At 69.1% G+C, this 17,832-nt stretch carries 11 protein-coding genes; 10 read left to right on the plus strand and 1 reads right to left on the minus strand.

The window, feature by feature from the left end:
• The first annotated feature begins 201 nt into the window (after nucleotides 1-201).
• Complete coding sequence (gene dxs, locus OG978_RS31315) at nucleotides 202-2,130, plus strand: 1-deoxy-D-xylulose-5-phosphate synthase (RefSeq protein WP_326768408.1); 1,929 nt, start codon at nucleotides 202-204, stop codon at nucleotides 2,128-2,130.
• A 176-nt stretch (nucleotides 2,131-2,306) separates the two neighbouring features.
• Nucleotides 2,307-3,818: an amino acid permease gene (locus OG978_RS31320; RefSeq protein WP_326768409.1), complete on the plus strand. Its 1,512-nt coding sequence runs from the start codon at nucleotides 2,307-2,309 to the stop codon at nucleotides 3,816-3,818.
• A 105-nt stretch (nucleotides 3,819-3,923) separates the two neighbouring features.
• Here OG978_RS31320 and OG978_RS31325 read toward each other — a convergent pair whose 3' ends face one another.
• The gene (locus OG978_RS31325; RefSeq protein ID WP_326768410.1) at nucleotides 3,924-5,030 is read right to left on the minus strand and encodes an LCP family protein; all 1,107 of its coding nucleotides are present in this window, start codon (nucleotides 5,028-5,030) and stop codon (nucleotides 3,924-3,926) included.
• Nucleotides 5,031-5,211: 181 nt separating this feature from the next.
• Between OG978_RS31325 and galE the strand changes: the two genes are divergently transcribed.
• The 8 genes from galE to OG978_RS31365 all read left to right on the plus strand — a co-directional run bounded on the left by galE (nucleotide 5,212) and on the right by OG978_RS31365 (nucleotide 17,781).
• Nucleotides 5,212-6,222, plus strand: coding sequence for a UDP-glucose 4-epimerase GalE (gene galE / locus OG978_RS31330; RefSeq protein WP_326768411.1), 1,011 nt, complete (start codon nucleotides 5,212-5,214; stop codon nucleotides 6,220-6,222).
• A gap of 83 nt (nucleotides 6,223-6,305) precedes the next feature.
• Nucleotides 6,306-7,412: a hypothetical protein gene (locus tag OG978_RS31335; protein ID WP_326768412.1), complete on the plus strand. Its 1,107-nt coding sequence runs from the start codon at nucleotides 6,306-6,308 to the stop codon at nucleotides 7,410-7,412.
• The gene (locus OG978_RS31340; RefSeq protein ID WP_326768413.1) at nucleotides 7,409-8,941 is read left to right on the plus strand and encodes a hypothetical protein; all 1,533 of its coding nucleotides are present in this window, start codon (nucleotides 7,409-7,411) and stop codon (nucleotides 8,939-8,941) included. The genes OG978_RS31335 and OG978_RS31340 overlap by 4 nt, the downstream gene beginning before the upstream one ends.
• 182 nt (nucleotides 8,942-9,123) lie before the next feature.
• Nucleotides 9,124-10,380: a CDP-alcohol phosphatidyltransferase family protein gene (locus OG978_RS31345; protein WP_326768414.1), complete on the plus strand. Its 1,257-nt coding sequence runs from the start codon at nucleotides 9,124-9,126 to the stop codon at nucleotides 10,378-10,380.
• Nucleotides 10,377-14,930, plus strand: a complete 4,554-nt coding sequence (locus OG978_RS31350) for a bifunctional glycosyltransferase/CDP-glycerol:glycerophosphate glycerophosphotransferase (RefSeq protein ID WP_326768415.1) — start codon at nucleotides 10,377-10,379, stop codon at nucleotides 14,928-14,930. Before OG978_RS31345 ends, OG978_RS31350 begins: the two co-directional genes overlap by 4 nt.
• Nucleotides 14,920-15,723 carry a rhamnogalacturonan acetylesterase gene (locus OG978_RS31355; protein ID WP_326768416.1) on the plus strand — a complete coding sequence of 268 codons (804 nt, stop codon included), beginning with the start codon at nucleotides 14,920-14,922 and terminating at the stop codon, nucleotides 15,721-15,723. Before OG978_RS31350 ends, OG978_RS31355 begins: the two co-directional genes overlap by 11 nt.
• A gap of 13 nt (nucleotides 15,724-15,736) precedes the next feature.
• Nucleotides 15,737-16,480 carry an Ig-like domain-containing protein gene (locus OG978_RS31360; RefSeq protein ID WP_326768417.1) on the plus strand — a complete coding sequence of 248 codons (744 nt, stop codon included), beginning with the start codon at nucleotides 15,737-15,739 and terminating at the stop codon, nucleotides 16,478-16,480.
• Nucleotides 16,477-17,781 carry a phosphodiester glycosidase family protein gene (locus tag OG978_RS31365; RefSeq protein ID WP_326768418.1) on the plus strand — a complete coding sequence of 435 codons (1,305 nt, stop codon included), beginning with the start codon at nucleotides 16,477-16,479 and terminating at the stop codon, nucleotides 17,779-17,781. Before OG978_RS31360 ends, OG978_RS31365 begins: the two co-directional genes overlap by 4 nt.
• Nucleotides 17,782-17,832: the final 51 nt, after the last annotated feature.

Genomic DNA, 17,832 nt, shown 5'->3' on the forward strand with positions numbered 1-17,832 from the left:
ACCCGCGTAAGACGCGGGGCGCGCGTGAATACCACGTCCGCACGCTCCAGTGCCCGGCGCCCCGAACAGGGTGCCGGGCACTGGAGCGTGCGGGCAAGGGGTGTGACAGCACACTCCATGCCCGATGCCCGCGCGGACGGACGGAACATTAGACTCATCGGATCGGCATGCTCGACCAGCTCAAGACGCAAGGAGGCACGGGTGGCTCTGCTGACCCGCATCGGTGGACCGCGTGACCTGGACCGGCTCACTCCCGAGCAGCTGGACCAGCTCGCCGAAGAGATCCGGACCTTCCTCGTCGACGCCGTATCGAAGACCGGCGGCCACCTCGGCCCCAACCTGGGCGTGGTCGAGCTGACCATCGCCCTGCACCGGGTCTTCGACTCGCCGAAGGACAAGGTGCTGTTCGACACCGGTCACCAGAGCTATGTGCACAAGCTCCTCACCGGCCGGCAGGATTTCTCGAAGCTCAAGAGCAAGGGCGGCCTCTCCGGCTACCCCTCCCGTGCCGAGTCCGAGCACGACATCATCGAGAACTCGCACGCCTCCACGGTGCTCGGCTGGGCCGACGGCCTCGCCAAGGCCAACGAGGTGCTGGGCAAGGACGACCACGTCGTCGCGGTCATCGGTGACGGCGCCCTCACCGGCGGCATGGCCTGGGAGGCGCTGAACAACATCGCCGCCGCCAAGGACCGCCCGCTCGTCATCGTCGTCAACGACAACGAGCGCTCCTACGCGCCGACCATCGGCGGCCTCGCCAACCACCTGGCCACCCTGCGCACCACCGACGGCTACGAGCGATTCCTGGCCCGCGGCAAGGACCTCCTGGAGCGCACCCCCGTCGTCGGGAAGCCGCTGTACGAGACGCTGCACGGGGCCAAGAAGGGGCTGAAGGACTTCATCGCCCCGCAGGGCATGTTCGAGGACCTCGGCCTGAAGTACGTCGGCCCGATCGACGGCCACGACATCGAGGCCCTGGAGTCCGCGCTCCAGCGCGCCAAGCGCTTCGGCGGACCTGTCATCGTGCACTGCCTCACCGAGAAGGGCCGCGGCTACACGCCCGCCCTGCTCGACGAGGCCGACCGCTTCCACGCCGTCGGCAAGATCCACCCCGACACCGGCCTCCCGGTTGCCACTTCGGGCCTCGACTGGACCTCCGTCTTCGGCGAGGAGATGGTCAAGCTCGGCAAGGAGCGCAAGGACATCGTCGCGATCACCGCGGCCATGCTCCAGCCGGTCGGCCTGACCAAGTTCGAGAAGGAGTTCCCGGACCGGATCTACGACGTCGGCATCGCCGAGCAGCACGGCGCGGTCTCCGCGGCCGGCCTCGCCACCGGCGGACTGCACCCGGTCTTCGCGGTGTACGCCACCTTCCTCAACCGCGCCTTCGACCAAGTCCTGATGGACGTCGCGCTGCACAAGTGCGGTGTGACGTTCGTCCTGGACCGGGCCGGTGTCACCGGCACCGACGGCGCCTCGCACAACGGCATGTGGGACATGTCGATCCTGCAGTGCGTGCCCACGCTCCGGATCGCCGCCCCGCGCGACGCCGACCAGGTCCGCGCCCAGCTCCGCGAGGCCGTCGAGGTCGACGACGCACCGACCGTGGTCCGCTTCTCCAAGGGCGCGGTCGGCCCGGCGGTCAAGGCCGTCGGCAGGGTCGGCGGCATGGACGTGCTGCGCGAGCCCGGCACCACCCGGCCGGACGTACTCCTGGTCTCCGTCGGCGCGCTCGCCCCGATGTGCCTGGAGATCGCCGAGCTGCTGGAGGCCCAGGGCATCTCGACGACCGTCGTCGACCCGCGCTGGGTCAAGCCGGTCGACGAGGCCATGGCCCCGCTCGCCGAGCAGCACCGGGTCGTCGTCACCGTCGAGGACAACAGCCGGGCCGGCGGCGTCGGCTCCGCCGTCGCCCAGGCGCTGCGCGACTCCGGGGTCGACGTACCACTGCGTGACTTCGGCATCCCGCCGCGCTTCCTCGACCATGCCTCCCGCAAGGAGGTCATGGCCGAGATCGGGCTGACCGCGCCGGACATCGCCCGCCAGGTCACCGGCCTCGTGGCCAAGCTGGACGGCCGCTTCGGGAGCGGCGCCGACACCCGTTCCGTGATCGAGCCCGCCCGCGACTGATCCCGGGCGTATCGCCGTTTGCCACGGCTGACGGCGATACCGCCGATGGGCCGGTCGGGTCACCCTGTACGGGTGACCCGACCGGCCCATTTGCGTGAAATCGTCCGGTGCGGAGCCCTGTGCCGCCGGTGCGGTCCCAATCATGGCGTACACGACGAGTGCGTGGAGGTACGCCGGTGACTGCCCAGCAGGACACACCACCCAGCAGTGACGGACTGTTCCGGACCAAGACGGTCGAGCAGTCCATCCGCGACACCGAGGAGCCGGAGCACGCGCTGCGGAAGTCCCTCTCCGCCCTGGACCTCACGGTCTTCGGAGTGGGCGTCATCATCGGCACCGGCATCTTCGTCCTCACCGGCAAGGTGGCCAAGGAGACGGCGGGGCCCGCCACCGCACTCGCCTTCCTGGCCGCCGGCATCGTCTGCGCACTGGCGGCGCTCTGCTACGCCGAGTTCGCCTCCACCGTCCCGGTCGCCGGCTCCGCCTACACGTTCTCGTACGCCTCGCTCGGCGAACTGGTCGCCTGGATCATCGGCTGGGACCTGGTGCTGGAGTTCGCGCTGGGCACGGCGGTGGTGGCGGTCGGCTGGTCAGGCTACGTCCGCTCACTGATGGACAACTTCGGCGGGCACATGCCCACTGTGCTCTCCGGACCGGACGTGGCGGAAGGTTTCGGCTTCGACATCCTGGCCTTCGCCCTGGTGCTTGTCCTGACCGTGGTGCTGGTGCTCGGCATGAAGCTGTCCGCCCGGGTCACGACCGTCGTCGTCGCCATCAAGATCGCGGTGGTCCTGGTCGTGATCGTCGCGGGACTGTTCTTCGTGAAGGCCGCCAACTACTCGCCGTTCATCCCCGAGGCACAGCCGCAGACCTCGGGTTCCGGACTGACCGCACCACTGGTCCAGCTGATCTTCGGATACGCGCCCACCAACTTCGGCATCATGGGCATCTTCACCGCCGCCTCCATCGTCTTCTTCGCCTTCATCGGTTTCGACGTGGTGGCCACCGCCGCCGAGGAGACGAAGCTGCCGCAACGTGACATGCCACGTGGCATCCTCGCCTCGCTCTTCATCTGCACCGTGCTCTACGTCGCCGTATCGCTGGTGGTCACGGGCATGGAGCACTACAGCGAGCTGTCGGTGGAGGCCCCGCTGGCCGACGCCTTCAAGGCCGTCGGCCATCCCGTCTACGCCGGATTCATCAGCTTCGGGGCCGCGATCGGCCTCACCACGGTCTGTCTGATCCTTCTGCTGGGCCAGACCCGGGTCTTCTTCGCGATGAGCCGCGACGGGCTGCTCCCGCGGTTCTTCTCCAGGACGCACCCGAAGTTCGGCACCCCGTACCGCCCGACCATCCTGCTCGGCGTGATCATCGCGATCGTCGCCGGTTTCACCAGCATCAACGAGTTGGCGACGCTGGTGAACATCGGCACGCTCTTCGCGTTCGTCGTCGTGGCCCTGGGGGTGATGGTGCTGCGCCGCACCCGCCCCGATCTCCACCGCGCCTTCCGCACACCGTGGGTGCCGTTGATCCCGATCCTCTCGGTGGCCGCGTCGGTGTGGCTGATGCTCAATCTTCCCGCGGAGACCTGGCTGCGTTTCGCCGTCTGGATGGCCATCGGCGTGGTCATCTACTTCGCCTACGGGCGTGGGCACAGCCGGATCAACGAGCCGGTCGGCCGACCGTAGACCGGTCGGCACGCGACGTCATCCGTCGGTACATGATGTATCTGCCGGTACGTGACGGATCCGCCGGTACGTGATGGAGCGTCACGAACCGGCCGCCCCGCTTCGTCAGCCGCCGGTGACGGGGGACTTCTTCGCGGACTCCGGGATCGTGCCGTCCTTGCGGATGGCCTTCCAGAGGTCGTCGGCCTGCGGCTGGGCCGCCACCACGCGGTTGCGGTCCTGCTTGTCGTACGCCACCGGAAGCATGATCGTTTCCATGGTGCTCGGGTCCACGCCGTTCATCGACCGGGCGAACTCCGCGAGGGACTTGAGCGAGGCGAGCCCCGCGTCGGTGGTCAGCGACTTGGTGGCCGAGCTGGCGATCTTGTAGGACTTGGTCGGACTGCCCAGCAGGTCCTGCGACTTGACCTCGCTCAGCAGGGCGAGAAGGAACTGCTGCTGAAGCCCGATCCGGCCGAGGTCGCTGCCGTCCCCGATGCCGTGGCGGGTACGGACGTACGCGAGGGACTCGGTGCCGTCGAGCTTGTGCGGGCCCTTGGTGAGATCGAGCCCGGACGACTTGTCGTGGATGTCCTGCGGAACGTCGACCGTGACGCCCCCGATGGCGTCCACCAGATCCTTGAACCCGGCGAAGTTGATCTCCAGGTAGTGGTCGATCCGGACCTCGGACATCTTCTCGACGGTCTTGACCACGCAGGCCGGACCGACCTGCGAGTAGACGGAGTTGAACATCACGCGGTTCGCCGAAGGCACCGTCGAGCCGTCGGCCTTGGTGCACTCGGGCCGGGACACCAGGGTGTCACGGGGTATGGACACGGCGACCGCCCTGGAGCGGCCCTCGGGAATGTGCACCACCATCGCGGTGTCGGACCGGGCACCGCTGACGTCACCGCCGCCGCCCAGCTCCTTGTTCTCGGCACCGGCCCGCGAGTCGGAGCCGAGCACCAGCAGGTTCTGACCGCTGGTCGGCAGCTTCTCGGGGCGGTCCTCGCCGAGCGCCTTGTCGATGTCCACGCCCGTGATGTTCCCGTCGAGGCGGCTGTAGAGCCAGTAGACGGTGCCGCCGCCGGCGAGCAGCAGGACGAGCAGGACGCTGAGGGTGATCTTGAGGCCGCGGCGGCGCTTGCGAGGGGCTCCCCTCTGCTTCCGTCCGCCGCCACGAGGGGCCGGACGACCGTCGCGCGTGCCCTGTGTCATGGCGTCGTGGCTCATCGTGGTCGAGTCCTCAAATCTCATGGCCCGGGGTGGGCTGTGAAGTGCGTGGGACTCGGGTGGGGGGTGTGGCCGGTCCGTGCGTGCATGACTGAGCGTGCACTATAGAACAGAGGATCGTGCGAATGGGTGTTTTGGCCCCCGGAATCATGATCTGCGTCGCTCGAACTACTATTCGTTCATGACTTGGTTGATCACGGGTGGGGCGGGCTTCATCGGGGCGCATGTCGTCCGCGCTATGCGCGAGGCCGGTGAATCGGTCGTCGTGTACGACGATCTCTCGACGGGCGACCGCACACGCGTGCCCGCGGACGTCCCGTTCGTCCAGGGATCGACGCTCGACGCGGCACTGCTGCGGAGCACCCTGGCGGAACTGTCGGTGCGGGGGGTGGTCCACCTTGCCGCGAAGAAGCAGGTGGCGGAGTCCGTCGAGCGCCCGCTGTTCTACTACCGGGAGAACGTGCAGGGTCTGCAGACCCTGCTGGAGGCCGTGGCCGACAGCGAGGTGCGGGCGTTCCTCTTCTCGTCGTCGGCGGCCGTCTACGGCATGCCCGACGTGCGGCTCGTGGCGGAGACGACTCCGTGCGCCCCGATCAACCCCTACGGCGAGACCAAGCTGACGGGCGAGTGGATGGTGCGCGCCGCAGGGAAGGCGCACGGCATCGCCACCGCCTCGATGCGGTACTTCAACGTCGCCGGCGCGGCCACGCCGGCCCTCGCCGACACCGGCGTTTACAACCTGGTGCCCATGGTTTTCGAGAAGTTGACGCAGGGGGCGGCCCCGGTGGTCTTCGGTGACGACTACGACACCGCGGACGGCACCTGCGTACGCGACTTCATCCACGTCGACGACATCGCCTCGGCACACCTTGCCGCGGCGCGAGCACTCCTCGACCGCGAGCCGGGCACCGACCTGACCGTCAACATCGGCCGGGGTGAAGGCGTCTCGGTGCGCGAGATGATCGAACTGATCGGTGATGTGACGGGGTACGGAGCCGAGGCGGCTCCGGTCCCGGCACCGCGCAGGGCGGGCGACCCGGCGAGGGTCGTCGCCTCGGCCGACCGGATCCGCACCGAGCTGGGCTGGTCCGCCCGGCACGACGCGCGTGAGATGGTCGCGTCGGCGTGGGAGGGCTGGTGCCTCAGGCACCCCGCAGCGCGTCGTCCCGCCACCGCCGCCACCTCGACCTGAGCATGCCATGGCCTGTTTATGATGTCTCGATCCAGAGCCTGTGACCTGCACGGGCCTGCTCCCAGGGAGGGTGACGAACAGCGATGCGCAACGCCTCCCCACGTGCTGCGAAGCGGCGGAGCGAGCCCGTCGCGGAAGCGCCCGCACAGCCGGCCCGCGTCCTGGGCGGCCCCTGGCTGCTGACCGGACATGACGGCAGGCTGACCGCGTACGTCCACGTCGACGGTGCCGTGCTGCGATGGACGGAGTCCGCTCCCGGCGGTCGGCGGTGGGCGGGACCGGACGTGCTGCCCGCGAAGGACATCGACCGGCTCACCGTGGTGCAGGGGCAGAATCGTTACGCCCATCTGCTGGGGCGCCGGGTCCGTCCGCGCGCCGACGGCTGGACGAACGTGGACATCATGTACGCCACGCAGTACCAGACGGGCCGCCCGATGACGCAGTGGCGCTCGCTGGGCAATCCGTTCAAGGAGATCGACAAGGCGGTCGAGATCGGCGTCCCGGCCGGCGCCGTCACGGGCGACGGCGCGTTGTACGTCTGTGTCCCGACAGGACCGGGCGGAGTGGCCCTGCGTCGCGAGGACAAGCGGGGCAAGTGGGAGGCGTGGGGGCAGCTCCAGGTGTCCGGCGGAACCGACGGGCCGACGCCCGCGGCGACCTCGTCCGGCCTGGTGGAGGTCCTCGTTCCCACCCGTACCGCCGCGCTCCGGCTCCAGCAGTCGGAGCCGGGCGGCGCCCTGGTGCGCGGATACGACGTGGCTGTGCCTCCGCTGCCCGGATCGGTGACCGCACTGGAGACCGCCCCGGGCCGATTGACCCACTACTTGACCGATGCGCGGGGCGCCGGTGTCGTCGCGATCCGGGCGGGCAGCTGGCCCGTACCGCTGGGGGGCAACCCCGGGGACGGCCGAATCGCCGCGGTCAGGACGACGGTGGACGGCTTCGACTGCACGGTGCTCGCGGTCCGCGGGGCCGACGGGACGGTCAACCTCGGTGTCTGTTCGACCGAGGGCGAGCAGGCCGGATTCTGGTGGACCGGCACCGGAATGAGCTGTACCGGAGATCCGGCACTGGCGGCCGACGGTCACGGAAGAGCGGTCGTGGCGGCTGTCGGCGCCGATGGCGGGCTGGCCGTCGCACGCCAGGAGGACGGCCAGGGGCTGACCCTCGGAGACTGGAGCCGGGTATGAGTACCGCGTGTTCGGCGGAGCGGGTGACGATCGTCGCCGCACGCCATCGCGAGGCGGTGGCACTTGTCGCGGCGGAGGGGGCCGGTGCCGAGCTCACCGTTCTGTGCGTCGAGGAGGACAGCAAGGACGGACGGGCGGCGCTGGACCGCGCACTCGCCGACGCGGGACGGCGCGGCTGCCGGGTCGAGGGCTCCCCGCGGACCATCGGTGCGCAGGACGGCGACGTCGAGGCCGCGCTGCTCCGGGAGCTGCGCGCACTGCGCCCGCAGCGGGTACGCCTGGCGGATCCCGATCCGGTGCATGTGTCGTACGACGAGGAACGCGACGTCCCCGTGCACGACGAGCCGGCCGAGACCGCCGCCGCCGCGCTCGCCGCGCTGACCGCGGTCCGCGAACACCAGCTGGAATCGGGCATCCCGGTCTTCGTCGACTGTCATCGTGCCGGTACGGACGGACGGCCCGGCACCGCTCCGCATTCGCGCTACCCGCACACCACGCATTGGCTGACCGAGGGATTCGACGGCCGGCTCTCCGCCTTCCTGCCCTCCGCGGCCGGCGTCGTGCGATGGACGCAGCACGAACCGGGGGGTGCGGCCTGGCAGGGACCGGAGCTCCTTTCCGGCCCGCGGCTGATGCCCGGCCTCCGAGTGGTCCGGGACGCGCACGGTTTCCCGCATCTCTTCGCGCTGCGCAGGATCCCGCTCAAGGACGGCGGCGACGACGTCGCGGTGGTGCGGGCCACCCAGTACCGCACCGGCCACCCGCTCACCCCGTGGCACTCGTTGGGCAGCCCGAATCCCGGCAACAGGCATCGGAGCCGGGAGGTCGGCTTCCCGGCGGCCGCGTTCGACGGCGCGGGCGGCCTCTTCGTCTTCGTACGCAACTTCGGGCACAGCGTGAGCTACCGGCACCAGGGGGCCGATGGCACCTGGACTCCGTGGCAGCACCTGCGAGGGGTCCGGGTCGCCGACGAACTCGTCACCGTGACCACGGCCGGGGGAGAGGTCGAACTCTTCGCACGGGCACGGGACTCCGCCGCGGTGCTGCGCTGGTACCGCTCGGGGCCCGACGGTGCGTGGACCGAGGACCGGACAGTGCCGTTCTCGCCCTGTCCGGGATCGATGGCGGCCGGGCCCGAGCCGGGGACGGTTCTCTTCCGTGATCTGAGGACCAATGAGCCCTGCGTCTGGTGGCCGGGCGCGACGGGTCCGGTGCCGCTCGGCGGCGCCGATGGAGCGGGCCCCGTCACCGGCGCCCGGGGCGTCGAGGTGGACGGCTGGACGTACTCCCTGCTGATCCGGTCCGGCCCCGGCGGTGCCTGCGCGGTGGGGGTGCACGCCGAGGGCCGGGCGGACACGGGCGTGTGGTGGAACGAACTCCCGGCGGATTCGACTGCGATGCCCGCAGTTGTCCGAGATCGTACGGGCACTGTTACCTTGGCGACGCTCACGGCCGGATCACAGCTGACTCTTTCTCACCGAGAGTCACCGTCTGGCGGGTTTGAATTCGGTCACTGGTACACAGTGTGACGCTTCGCCGCCCTTGATGATCTTTTTAGCCACAAGGTTGGCCGAAACCTGTTCAGATTTTGATAAAGTCTGTGAATCTTCAATGTGAAGGGTTCGGGGGAGTCTCGTGAACATTCAGGTATCCCTCGACTCTGTATGGATGGACGGGGGCCTGTCGCTGTCGTTCTCGTGACTGAGGGGTTATGGCCAAGCTGTCCTTGCGTGCCGTCCAGAAGCTCACCTGCAAGAAGCGTGACGCGTGGTGGACGGTGATCCTGGTCGACCCCGTGGCCACGCGGATGCTCATCGTGATGGCGCGGTTCAACTTCATCACGCCGAACCGCGTGACGTGGGCGGCGTTGTTCGTCGGGCTCGGTTCCGCCGGGTTCTTCCTCAAGGGCGACATGCAGTCCCTGATCATCGGGGCGGCGCTCTACCACCTGAGCTTCATCCTCGACTGCATCGACGGAAAGCTTGCGAGGCTCAAGGGCAACGGCACCGTCTTCGGCGGCTGGCTCGACTACGTCTTCGATCGCATCAGGGTGCTCTTCTGTGCCCTCGCTCTGATGGGCGGGCAGTACCTGCGCAACGGTGATGAAAGGTTTCTTCTCGCTGCGCTGTTGGTCGTCTTCCTCGACATGCTCCGGTACGTCGACGCGCTGCAGATCTACAAGATGCGCATGTCGATGCGGACGAAGATCGAGAAGGTCACCCAGGAACGCCGCGAAGCGGAACGCGTGGCGGTCGGCGAGGACCGGGCGGAGCCCGAGGCGCAGCAGATCCGGTTCATGGAGGACCTGCTGCGCGAGAACCCCGAGGCCGAGGCGGAGGTGCTCAAGGAGCAGGCGGGCGCCGGCCAGGTCGTCGACCTGCACGCCCAGTTCCGCCACCGCTTCCCCTGGTACCTGAGGGTGCGGCAGGCGCTGCTGCGCAGCCGTATCAGGCCGCACCTCATCAGCGGCATCGAGTTCCAGATGTTCGTCTTCATCGTGGGACCGCTGATCGGCCAGATCCTCCTGACCACGGTGATCTCCGCGGTCCTGCTGGGGATCTTCGAGCTGATCATCATGTACAAGTTCTGGCTCTCCACGCGGGACTTCACCCATGTGATGGCCGAGCTGGCGCAGGCGCCGTCCGGCGCGGGCTCCATCGCCCCCCACCTCCACCGGGGCCGGCACCGCCGCGGTGTGCAGGGCGACCCCCTCGCCGACCCCCTCGCCGACCCGGCGTTCCAGGCACCGCCGCCCTACGAGGACCCCGGCTTCCAGCCGTACCCCGAGCCCTACCCGTCGTACGGGGCGCAGGCCCTGCCCACCCCGGAGCAGCCGCCGACGCAGACGTACCAGCCGATACGGACGCAGGGGTACGACCACCCGGTGCAGGGGCAGCCGGCGTACATCGCCCCCCAAGCCGTACCGCCCCACCACGGGTACCCGGGCGATCGAGAGGGCGTCGGATGAACCACGAACAGGACACACCCGACGTCTGGGTCACGGTGGTCATCCCCGCGTACAACGCGGCCACGACGATCGGCAAGGCACTCCAGTCCGCCGTCAACCAGACGTACGAGCTGGTCGAGGTCGTCGTCGTCGACGACGCCTCCACGGACAACACCCTCGACGTCGTGAAGAACTTCGCCGGGAACAACCACCGTGTCCGCGTGCTCCGCCGCCCCACCAACAGCGGCGGCGTCGGCGCGCCCCGCAACCTGGGCATCGCACAGGCCGGCGGCCGGTACGTGATGTTCCTCGACGCCGACGACGAGCTGCCGCCCCGAGCCTGCGAGCTGCTGCTGGCCAGTGCGCTGGAGAGCGGCAGCGACATCACCGCGGGCAAGGCCGTCCGGGTCAACCGGGCCACCGGCGAGAGCGAGGGCTGGGCCCCCGAGGTGTACGCCCTGGGGCGCACCGTGCCCAACCTGGTGGAGTTCCCGCTGATGCTTACCGACCCGATCGCGGCGGCCAAGCTGTACCGGGTGGACTTCCTCCGGTCGGGCGGGGTCTGGTTCCCCGAGGGCGTCTTCTACGAGGACACCTACTTCTCCACCGTGGCGGGCTGCCTCGCCGACGGGATCACCGTCATCACCGACCCCGTCTACCGGTGGATGTGGGAACCCGAGGGCGGATCGATCACCGGCCGCACGGGCGAGCTGCGTTCCATCAGCGACCGGGTCGCGGTGCACCGGGCCACGGACGCGTTCCTGCTCGACCGCGGCCTCTGGCAGCTCAAGGTCCGCAAGGACTCGAAGTTCCTCGCACACGACCTGCGCCTGTACATGCGGGCGCTCGCGGAGGGCGACCCGGAGTTCCAGCAGGGGTTCGCCGAGATCGCGAGCAACTACCTCTTCTCCATCAGCGACGAGGCGTTCGAGCTGTGCGACCCGGTCGACCGGGTCAGGGCCTACCTCGTCATGTACCAGGAGACCGAGGCTGCGCTCACCACGCTCGACTACGTGCAGCGCAAGAGCGTGCTGTCGTCCTTCCTCGTGGAGGAGGAGGGACGCGTGTACTGGTCGGGCGACCATCTGCACCTGCCGGACGCCCGGCGCATGCTCGATGTGACGGAGCTCGGCCTCTCGGCGGCGAAACTCGCTCAGGAACCGCTCTTCGCCCAGCTCGACGAGTGGTCCGTGGACGCCGGGAGGCTCCGTTTCGAGGGCAGGCTGGTCAACCGTTTCGGGGGGATCGAACCCGGACACGACCTCAAGCTGACCCTGGCCGTGCGCAACCGCCACACGAAGAAGGACGTCACGGTCCCGGTCGGAGGCTTCGAGGTCGACGATCGGTTCGTCGACTTCGGGGGCACCGTCGACCTGCCCGCCGTCCTCGGCGACGAGTTCTCCGACAGCACGGTCTGGAACGTATCGGTCATCGTCGAGTGGAACCGGGCCAGGTCCCGCTCCCCGCTCAATGTGCGGGACGTGGAACTCTCCGGGCTGACCTTCCTGGCGAACGGGGAGGAGCTGGAGGGGTACCGCACGATCAGCGGCAACCTCGCCCTGAGGGCGGCCACGGCGGGCCGCAGGACCTTCGAGTCCGCGCAGAACGACCCCGACGCTCCGTGGATGTGGTGGCGCGACCGGCTCCACCCGCCGATATCCCGCCTGGACCATCCCTTCGAGATGGCCGTCGTCGTGCCCTGCTACAACGTGGCCAAGTATCTGGACGACTGCCTCGGCTCGATCGCGGCCCAGGAGGGCTTCGCCGCCACCCAGGTCATCCTGGTGGACGACGGCGCGACCGACGAGACACCCCATATCCTCGACAACTTCGCGCAGTACTACGCCAATGTGACGGTCGTCCATCAGACGAACGGCGGACTCGGAAACGCCCGGAACAACGGTCTGGACCGGGTCACCGCGCCCTATGTCACCTTCCTCGACTCCGACGACATCCTCGGCGAGCAGGCCCTGTCGCACATGCTCCAGGCGGCCTGGCGGGACGGCTCCGAGCTGGTCGTGGGCGACCTGGTGAACTTCCCCGACCGGCCCTACGGACCGTGGAAGCAGTACTTCGGCCAGGGGGACCGCTGCATCGACGACTTCGCCTCCGTACCCGATCTGATCTTCAGCGGATCCGCGTGCAACAAGCTGTTCAGCACGCAGCTGCTGCGACGGCTCGGTGTGCGCTTCGGTGAAGGAGTCCACTTCGAGGACTCCTGGGTGACGCTGCCGAGCATGCTGCGGGCCAACGCCATCAGCCTGGTCGACCGTCCGGTGTACTACTACCGGGGGCGCCCCGACGGGTCCTCCATCATGGACTCGCTGTGGAGCAAGCCGGCGAACTACCAGGACCACCTGCGGCTCAACCATTTCCTGCTGGACTACACCGCCACCGAGCGGGCCGACATCCGGCACATGTTCCAGCGCTATGTGACCCGCACCTACAAGGGCTTCCTGTGCAACGCCCGTAACGTCATGGGCCGGACGCAGCTGGAGGAGATGTTCCCGGACATCTGCCGCCACTACGCGCAGATACCCGACGAGGTCATCCTCGAATACGCCACCAACCCCGCTCAGCAGCTGGACCACTACGCGGCGAAGAGCGGGAACTTCGAGCTCTTCTGCAACCCGGAACCGGCGCTGGAGAACGCCCCGCTGGCCCTGGAGATCGACGACGAGGGTTTCCACCGGACCTTCCCCGGAGGCACCCGGAACACCCGGACCGCCCGCGTCAACGACCCCAACGTCGTCGTCGAATCGGTCCGTACCCGAGGCGATGTGCTGGTCGTGGAGGGATGCCTGGCCTTTCCCGGCATGGACATCGGCGGCGCCATGGAGAACCCGCTGGAATTCGTCTACCAGACCGCGCACGCCAAGATCGTCGTGCCGCTGCGCCAGGTCGCCCGCCGCGACCTGTGGAACACCCGCAACGGTCGCGACCTGTACGCCGGCTGGTACGCGGAGGTCCCGGTCAAGGACCTGGCGCGTGGTGGATTCGGGGTCGGCGACTTCCGGCTCCGGGTGCACCGCGTGGATCGCTCGCGGCAGCGCAACGTCATCATGAAGGCGCGCCTTCCGCTGCACCGGCTGAAGGGCCCCGGCCGGATCGCCGGCTACCCCTACATGCTGACCATCGGGGGCCAGGAGGCGCTGCACCTGCGCCTTGTCGACCGGAAGCGCGGCGCGCGGGCGAAGCACGCCCTGTGGCGGATGTCCCGTGAGATCCGCATTCTCAGGACCCGCAATCCCGGCTGGCGCATGCGTCTCGCCTACTGGCTCGTGTATCCGTTCCTCAACTCCCGTGAGATCTGGCTCATCGGCGAACGGTCGGACACGGCCCAGGACAACTCGTACCACTTCTTCAAGTGGATGCGGACCCACCGCAAGCGGCGCAAGGCGTACTACGTCATCGACGGGAACTCCCCCGACTACAAGAAGGTCGCCCCCTTCGGCAGGGTGATCAAGCTCGGTTCCTTCAAGCACCGGATGTATCTGCTGCATGCGACCAAGCTGATCGGTTCGTACGACTCCGAGTCGTATCTGCTGCCCGAGGGCTATCGGAAGGTGCTCTTCCTGCACCGGTTCGGCGAGCTGCTGAAGTATCAGCGGGTCTTCCTGCAGCACGGAATCATCTACAACGACGTGACTTCGGGCGTGGACCAGCGGATCACCAGTTACGACATGATCGTGACCACCGGCCGTCAGGAGCGCGCCTACCTGGCGCGCGAGGCCGGCTTCGGTGACCGCGCGGTGCTGGCCGGCCTGCCCAGGTTCGACGCGCTGCGGCGGGAGCCGGGAGGGCGTCCGCGCATCCTGCTCATGCCGACCTGGCGGCAGTGGATCGTCACGGCTTCCTACAAGAAGTCCGCGGGTCCGGCCAAGACGGCCTTCACCCAGTCCGAGTACTTCCGGTTCTACCGGTCGCTCCTCTCCGACCGGCGGCTCGTCGCGGCCCTGGAACACTTCGGCGTCGACCTGGAGTTCTTCCCGCACTACGAGATCCGCCCGTACCTGCACAACTTCCGGATCGATTCCCCCGCGATCGAGGTCGCCGACCCCAGGACGCGCAATGTCCAGGAAGCCATGAAGGAGTGCTCCCTCATGGTCACGGACTACTCGTCCGTCTTCTTCGACGTGGCCTACATGGGGATCCCGCTCGTCCATGTGCCCTTCGACGAGGAGGACTTCTACGGACGGCACTACAAGCGGGGCTACTTCGATCTGACGGAGCACGGCTTCGGCCCGGTCTGTCGTACGGTCGACCAGGCCGTCGACGAGATCATCGCCTCGATGGCCAGGAACTTCACCGTCGAGAGCCCCTACCGCGAGCGCGCGGCACAGTTCTTCGCCCACCGCGGCGAGGGCAACTGCGAGCGTGTCTACGAGGCGATCGACGCCCTGGGGACGGCGAGCGCAGCCGATCTCGGTCCTTCGGGACCCGTCGCCGCACTGCCCGCCACCCGCGTACACCGGGACGACGACCCGTGGAGCGCCCGGGACACCGACCGGGCAGCCGTGCACACGGCGGGCCGGGAGACGCACGAAGGCGGGTGGGACCGTGCGGTCTGACTGGAATCCCGAGCAGGGCAGGCCCCGCAGGATCTTCCTCGCGGGCGACTCCGCCGCGGTGACGCGGGAAGCGAGCAAGGCGCCCATGACGGGCTGGGGCCAGGTGCTCCACTTCTTCCTCAGCTCGGAGGAGGTGGAGATCGTCAACTGCGCACGGGCCGGAGCGAGTGCCCGCACGTTCAGCGAGCGGGGCAGGCTCGACTGGATCCTCCAGCACATCCGCCCCGGGGACTACCTGTTCACCTCGTTCGGCATCAACGACGCCAAGCCGGAGGAGTGGCTCCGCACGGAGGCGTACGGCGACTTCCCGCACCACCTGCGGAAGTTCGTCGACGGCGCGCGCGAACGCAATGCCCACCCGGTGCTGATCAGCCCGCCGGAACGGGACACCCACGATGTGCACGGCAACGCGCCGAGGAGCATCACGGAGTACCCGATGGCGATGCGCGACCTCGCGGCCGAGTGCAGCGTCCCGTACATCAACCTCTACGACCAGAGCCACAGCTGGTGGGAGGGGCTGGGGCCGGAAGGCGTACGCCCCTTCTTCATCCACCTCGAACCGCAGGAACACCCGAACTACCCGGACGGCTTCCACGACCCCGGTCACATGACGCCGGAGGGTGCCATGGCGTGCGCACGCTATGTCGCCTACGCGCTGGTGGAGCAGCGGATCGTGCCACCGCACTGGGCCATCAACCTCGACCGTACGGATCTTCCGCCGGAATGGGTGACCTGGCTCGACGAGGAGACACACGCCGAACTGACCAGGTCACGCACGCTGGGCTCGAACTGAGAGTCGGACGATCATGAGCACCTTCACCCTCGCCGGAATGCGCAGCGTCCAGCAGGACAACCCCTCGATCGTGGCGCACATGGAGCTCCGGTCCGCCGCGGACCCCCGTCTGCCCGTCGAGCCCGGCAGGCGGATCGACTTCGAATGGATCCTCACCCCGCAGGGCGACGGGACCCGCTACTACGGGTATCTCATGGCGGACTCGTTCGACTCGGTCGCCTCCATCGAGAACATGGCCGGAATGAGCCTGCTGCCCTCGGGTGACCGGTACGCGACATCGACGGGTCCCGGCGTCGAGCGCATCGCCAGGTTCACGCTCCGGGTGAACCGGCACGCCGCACCCGATGCCTTCCTCGTCCCCGTCCTTCGGGCGGGCATCATCGCCGATGGCGGAAAGAGCCTCACCTCCACCACGTTCTCCCTGAAGAACCACGGCTTCCGGATCGCCTCGCTGCCTCCGCAGGGGCGGAGCATGACGGTGGTGCCCGGGCACCGCGGAGTGCTGACCGACCTCACCGCCGGAATGGGCGAGGGCGTCAGGCTGGTCGGTGTCGGACCCGCCCGGCACGGGGTGACGAGCGTCGAGGTGGACGGAGCGGTGACGTACCACCCGTTCTCCGGCCATCTGGGCTACGACTGGTTCGACTACGTGCTGGACGCCGGTGGTGGCCGCCTGGTCTCCGGCCGGGTGACGGTTCATGTCGGGGACCTCGGCGCGACGCCCGGGGTGCTCGGAGGCTGGGCACCGTCACCGTGAGACCCCACCGGGAACGCCTCGTGCGGTGGTGCGCGGCGGTGCTGGCCATGGCGGCGACGGCCACCGGGTGCACCGGGCATGGTGCCGCCGGGCGCGAGGACCTGCCGCGCTCGTCCCCGTCCCCGTCGGCCGGAGCGTGCGGGCAGACCCTGCCGTGCGGGGTGGCGACGGAGCGGATCACCCGCCGACTGGCGGACGGAGCGCAGGTCTCCATCAGCATGGTGACCGTCCGGCCGTCCGCCCGTGTCACGGTGAAGCCGGTGGTCGGCGACCATCTCGCGACCACCGAGACCGTCGGCCGGATGGCGCGCCGCGAACGAGCCGTGGCCGCGGTGAACGGCTCCTTCTTCGACACCGCCGAGTCCCCGGTCTTCAGCGGCTATCCAGGAGATCCGCTGGGCATCCTGGTCGTCGACGGCCGACTGCTCAGCGAGGCGGCGAACGGACGTACCGCGCTGATCCTGCCCGGTCCCGGAGGCCGGCCCCGCATCGACGAAGTGCGTTCCGGGATGTGGCTGACCGCGCCGGACGGGGCGGTGCGTGAGCTGGACGGGGTCGACCGGGTGCCGGGACGAATCGTCGGCTGCGGAGGCACGGGCGGGGACCGGTCGGCCGGCACGGGGCTGCCGGAGCAGCGGCCCCGGCACAACCAACTCTGCCTGGACGAAAGCGAGATCGTCGCCTTCACGCCCGACTGGGGTGCGTACTCACCACCCGGCGCACCCGGCAGCGCGGAGGCCGTGCTCGACGAGGACGGGCGGATGACGGATCTCCGCAGCCCCGCGGGCGGTGAGATCCCCCGGACCGGCTCCACCCTCACCGGGGTGGGGGAGGGCGCCGACTGGCTGCGGAGGTACGCACGTCAGGGGCTGCCGTTCGTCCGGCGGACGGGCGTGACGGACGGCAGCGGGCGGAACGTCCTCACGCCGGGAGCGTCCGTGCTGGGCGCGGGCCCCGCGCTGCTGCGCGGGGGAGAGACATGGATCAACGCCGCGGCCAACGGGTTCACCAGCGATACGTCGACCGAGCGCCAGCCCCGCACGGTCGCCGGCATCAGACCTGACGGCACACTCCTCCTCGCCGTCTTCGACGGCCGCAGCCCGGCCAGCGCGGGCGTCACCCTGCGGGAAGCGGCGGCACTCCTGCGCGACCTGGGCGCGACGGACGCCATCAACCTCGACGGCGGAGGCTCCACCACGATGGTGGTGAACGGACGGCTCCGCAACCGGCCCAGGGACGCGGAGGGAGCGCCGGTACGGGAACGCGCCGTGGCCGACGCGCTGGTCGTCCTGCCGCACTGACGCGCACATGTGGCACGGCGCATCACGGGCGTACGCCGAACGGGCCGTACG

The organism is Streptomyces sp. NBC_01591 (assembly GCF_035918155.1).
GTDB lineage: Bacteria > Actinomycetota > Actinomycetes > Streptomycetales > Streptomycetaceae > Streptomyces.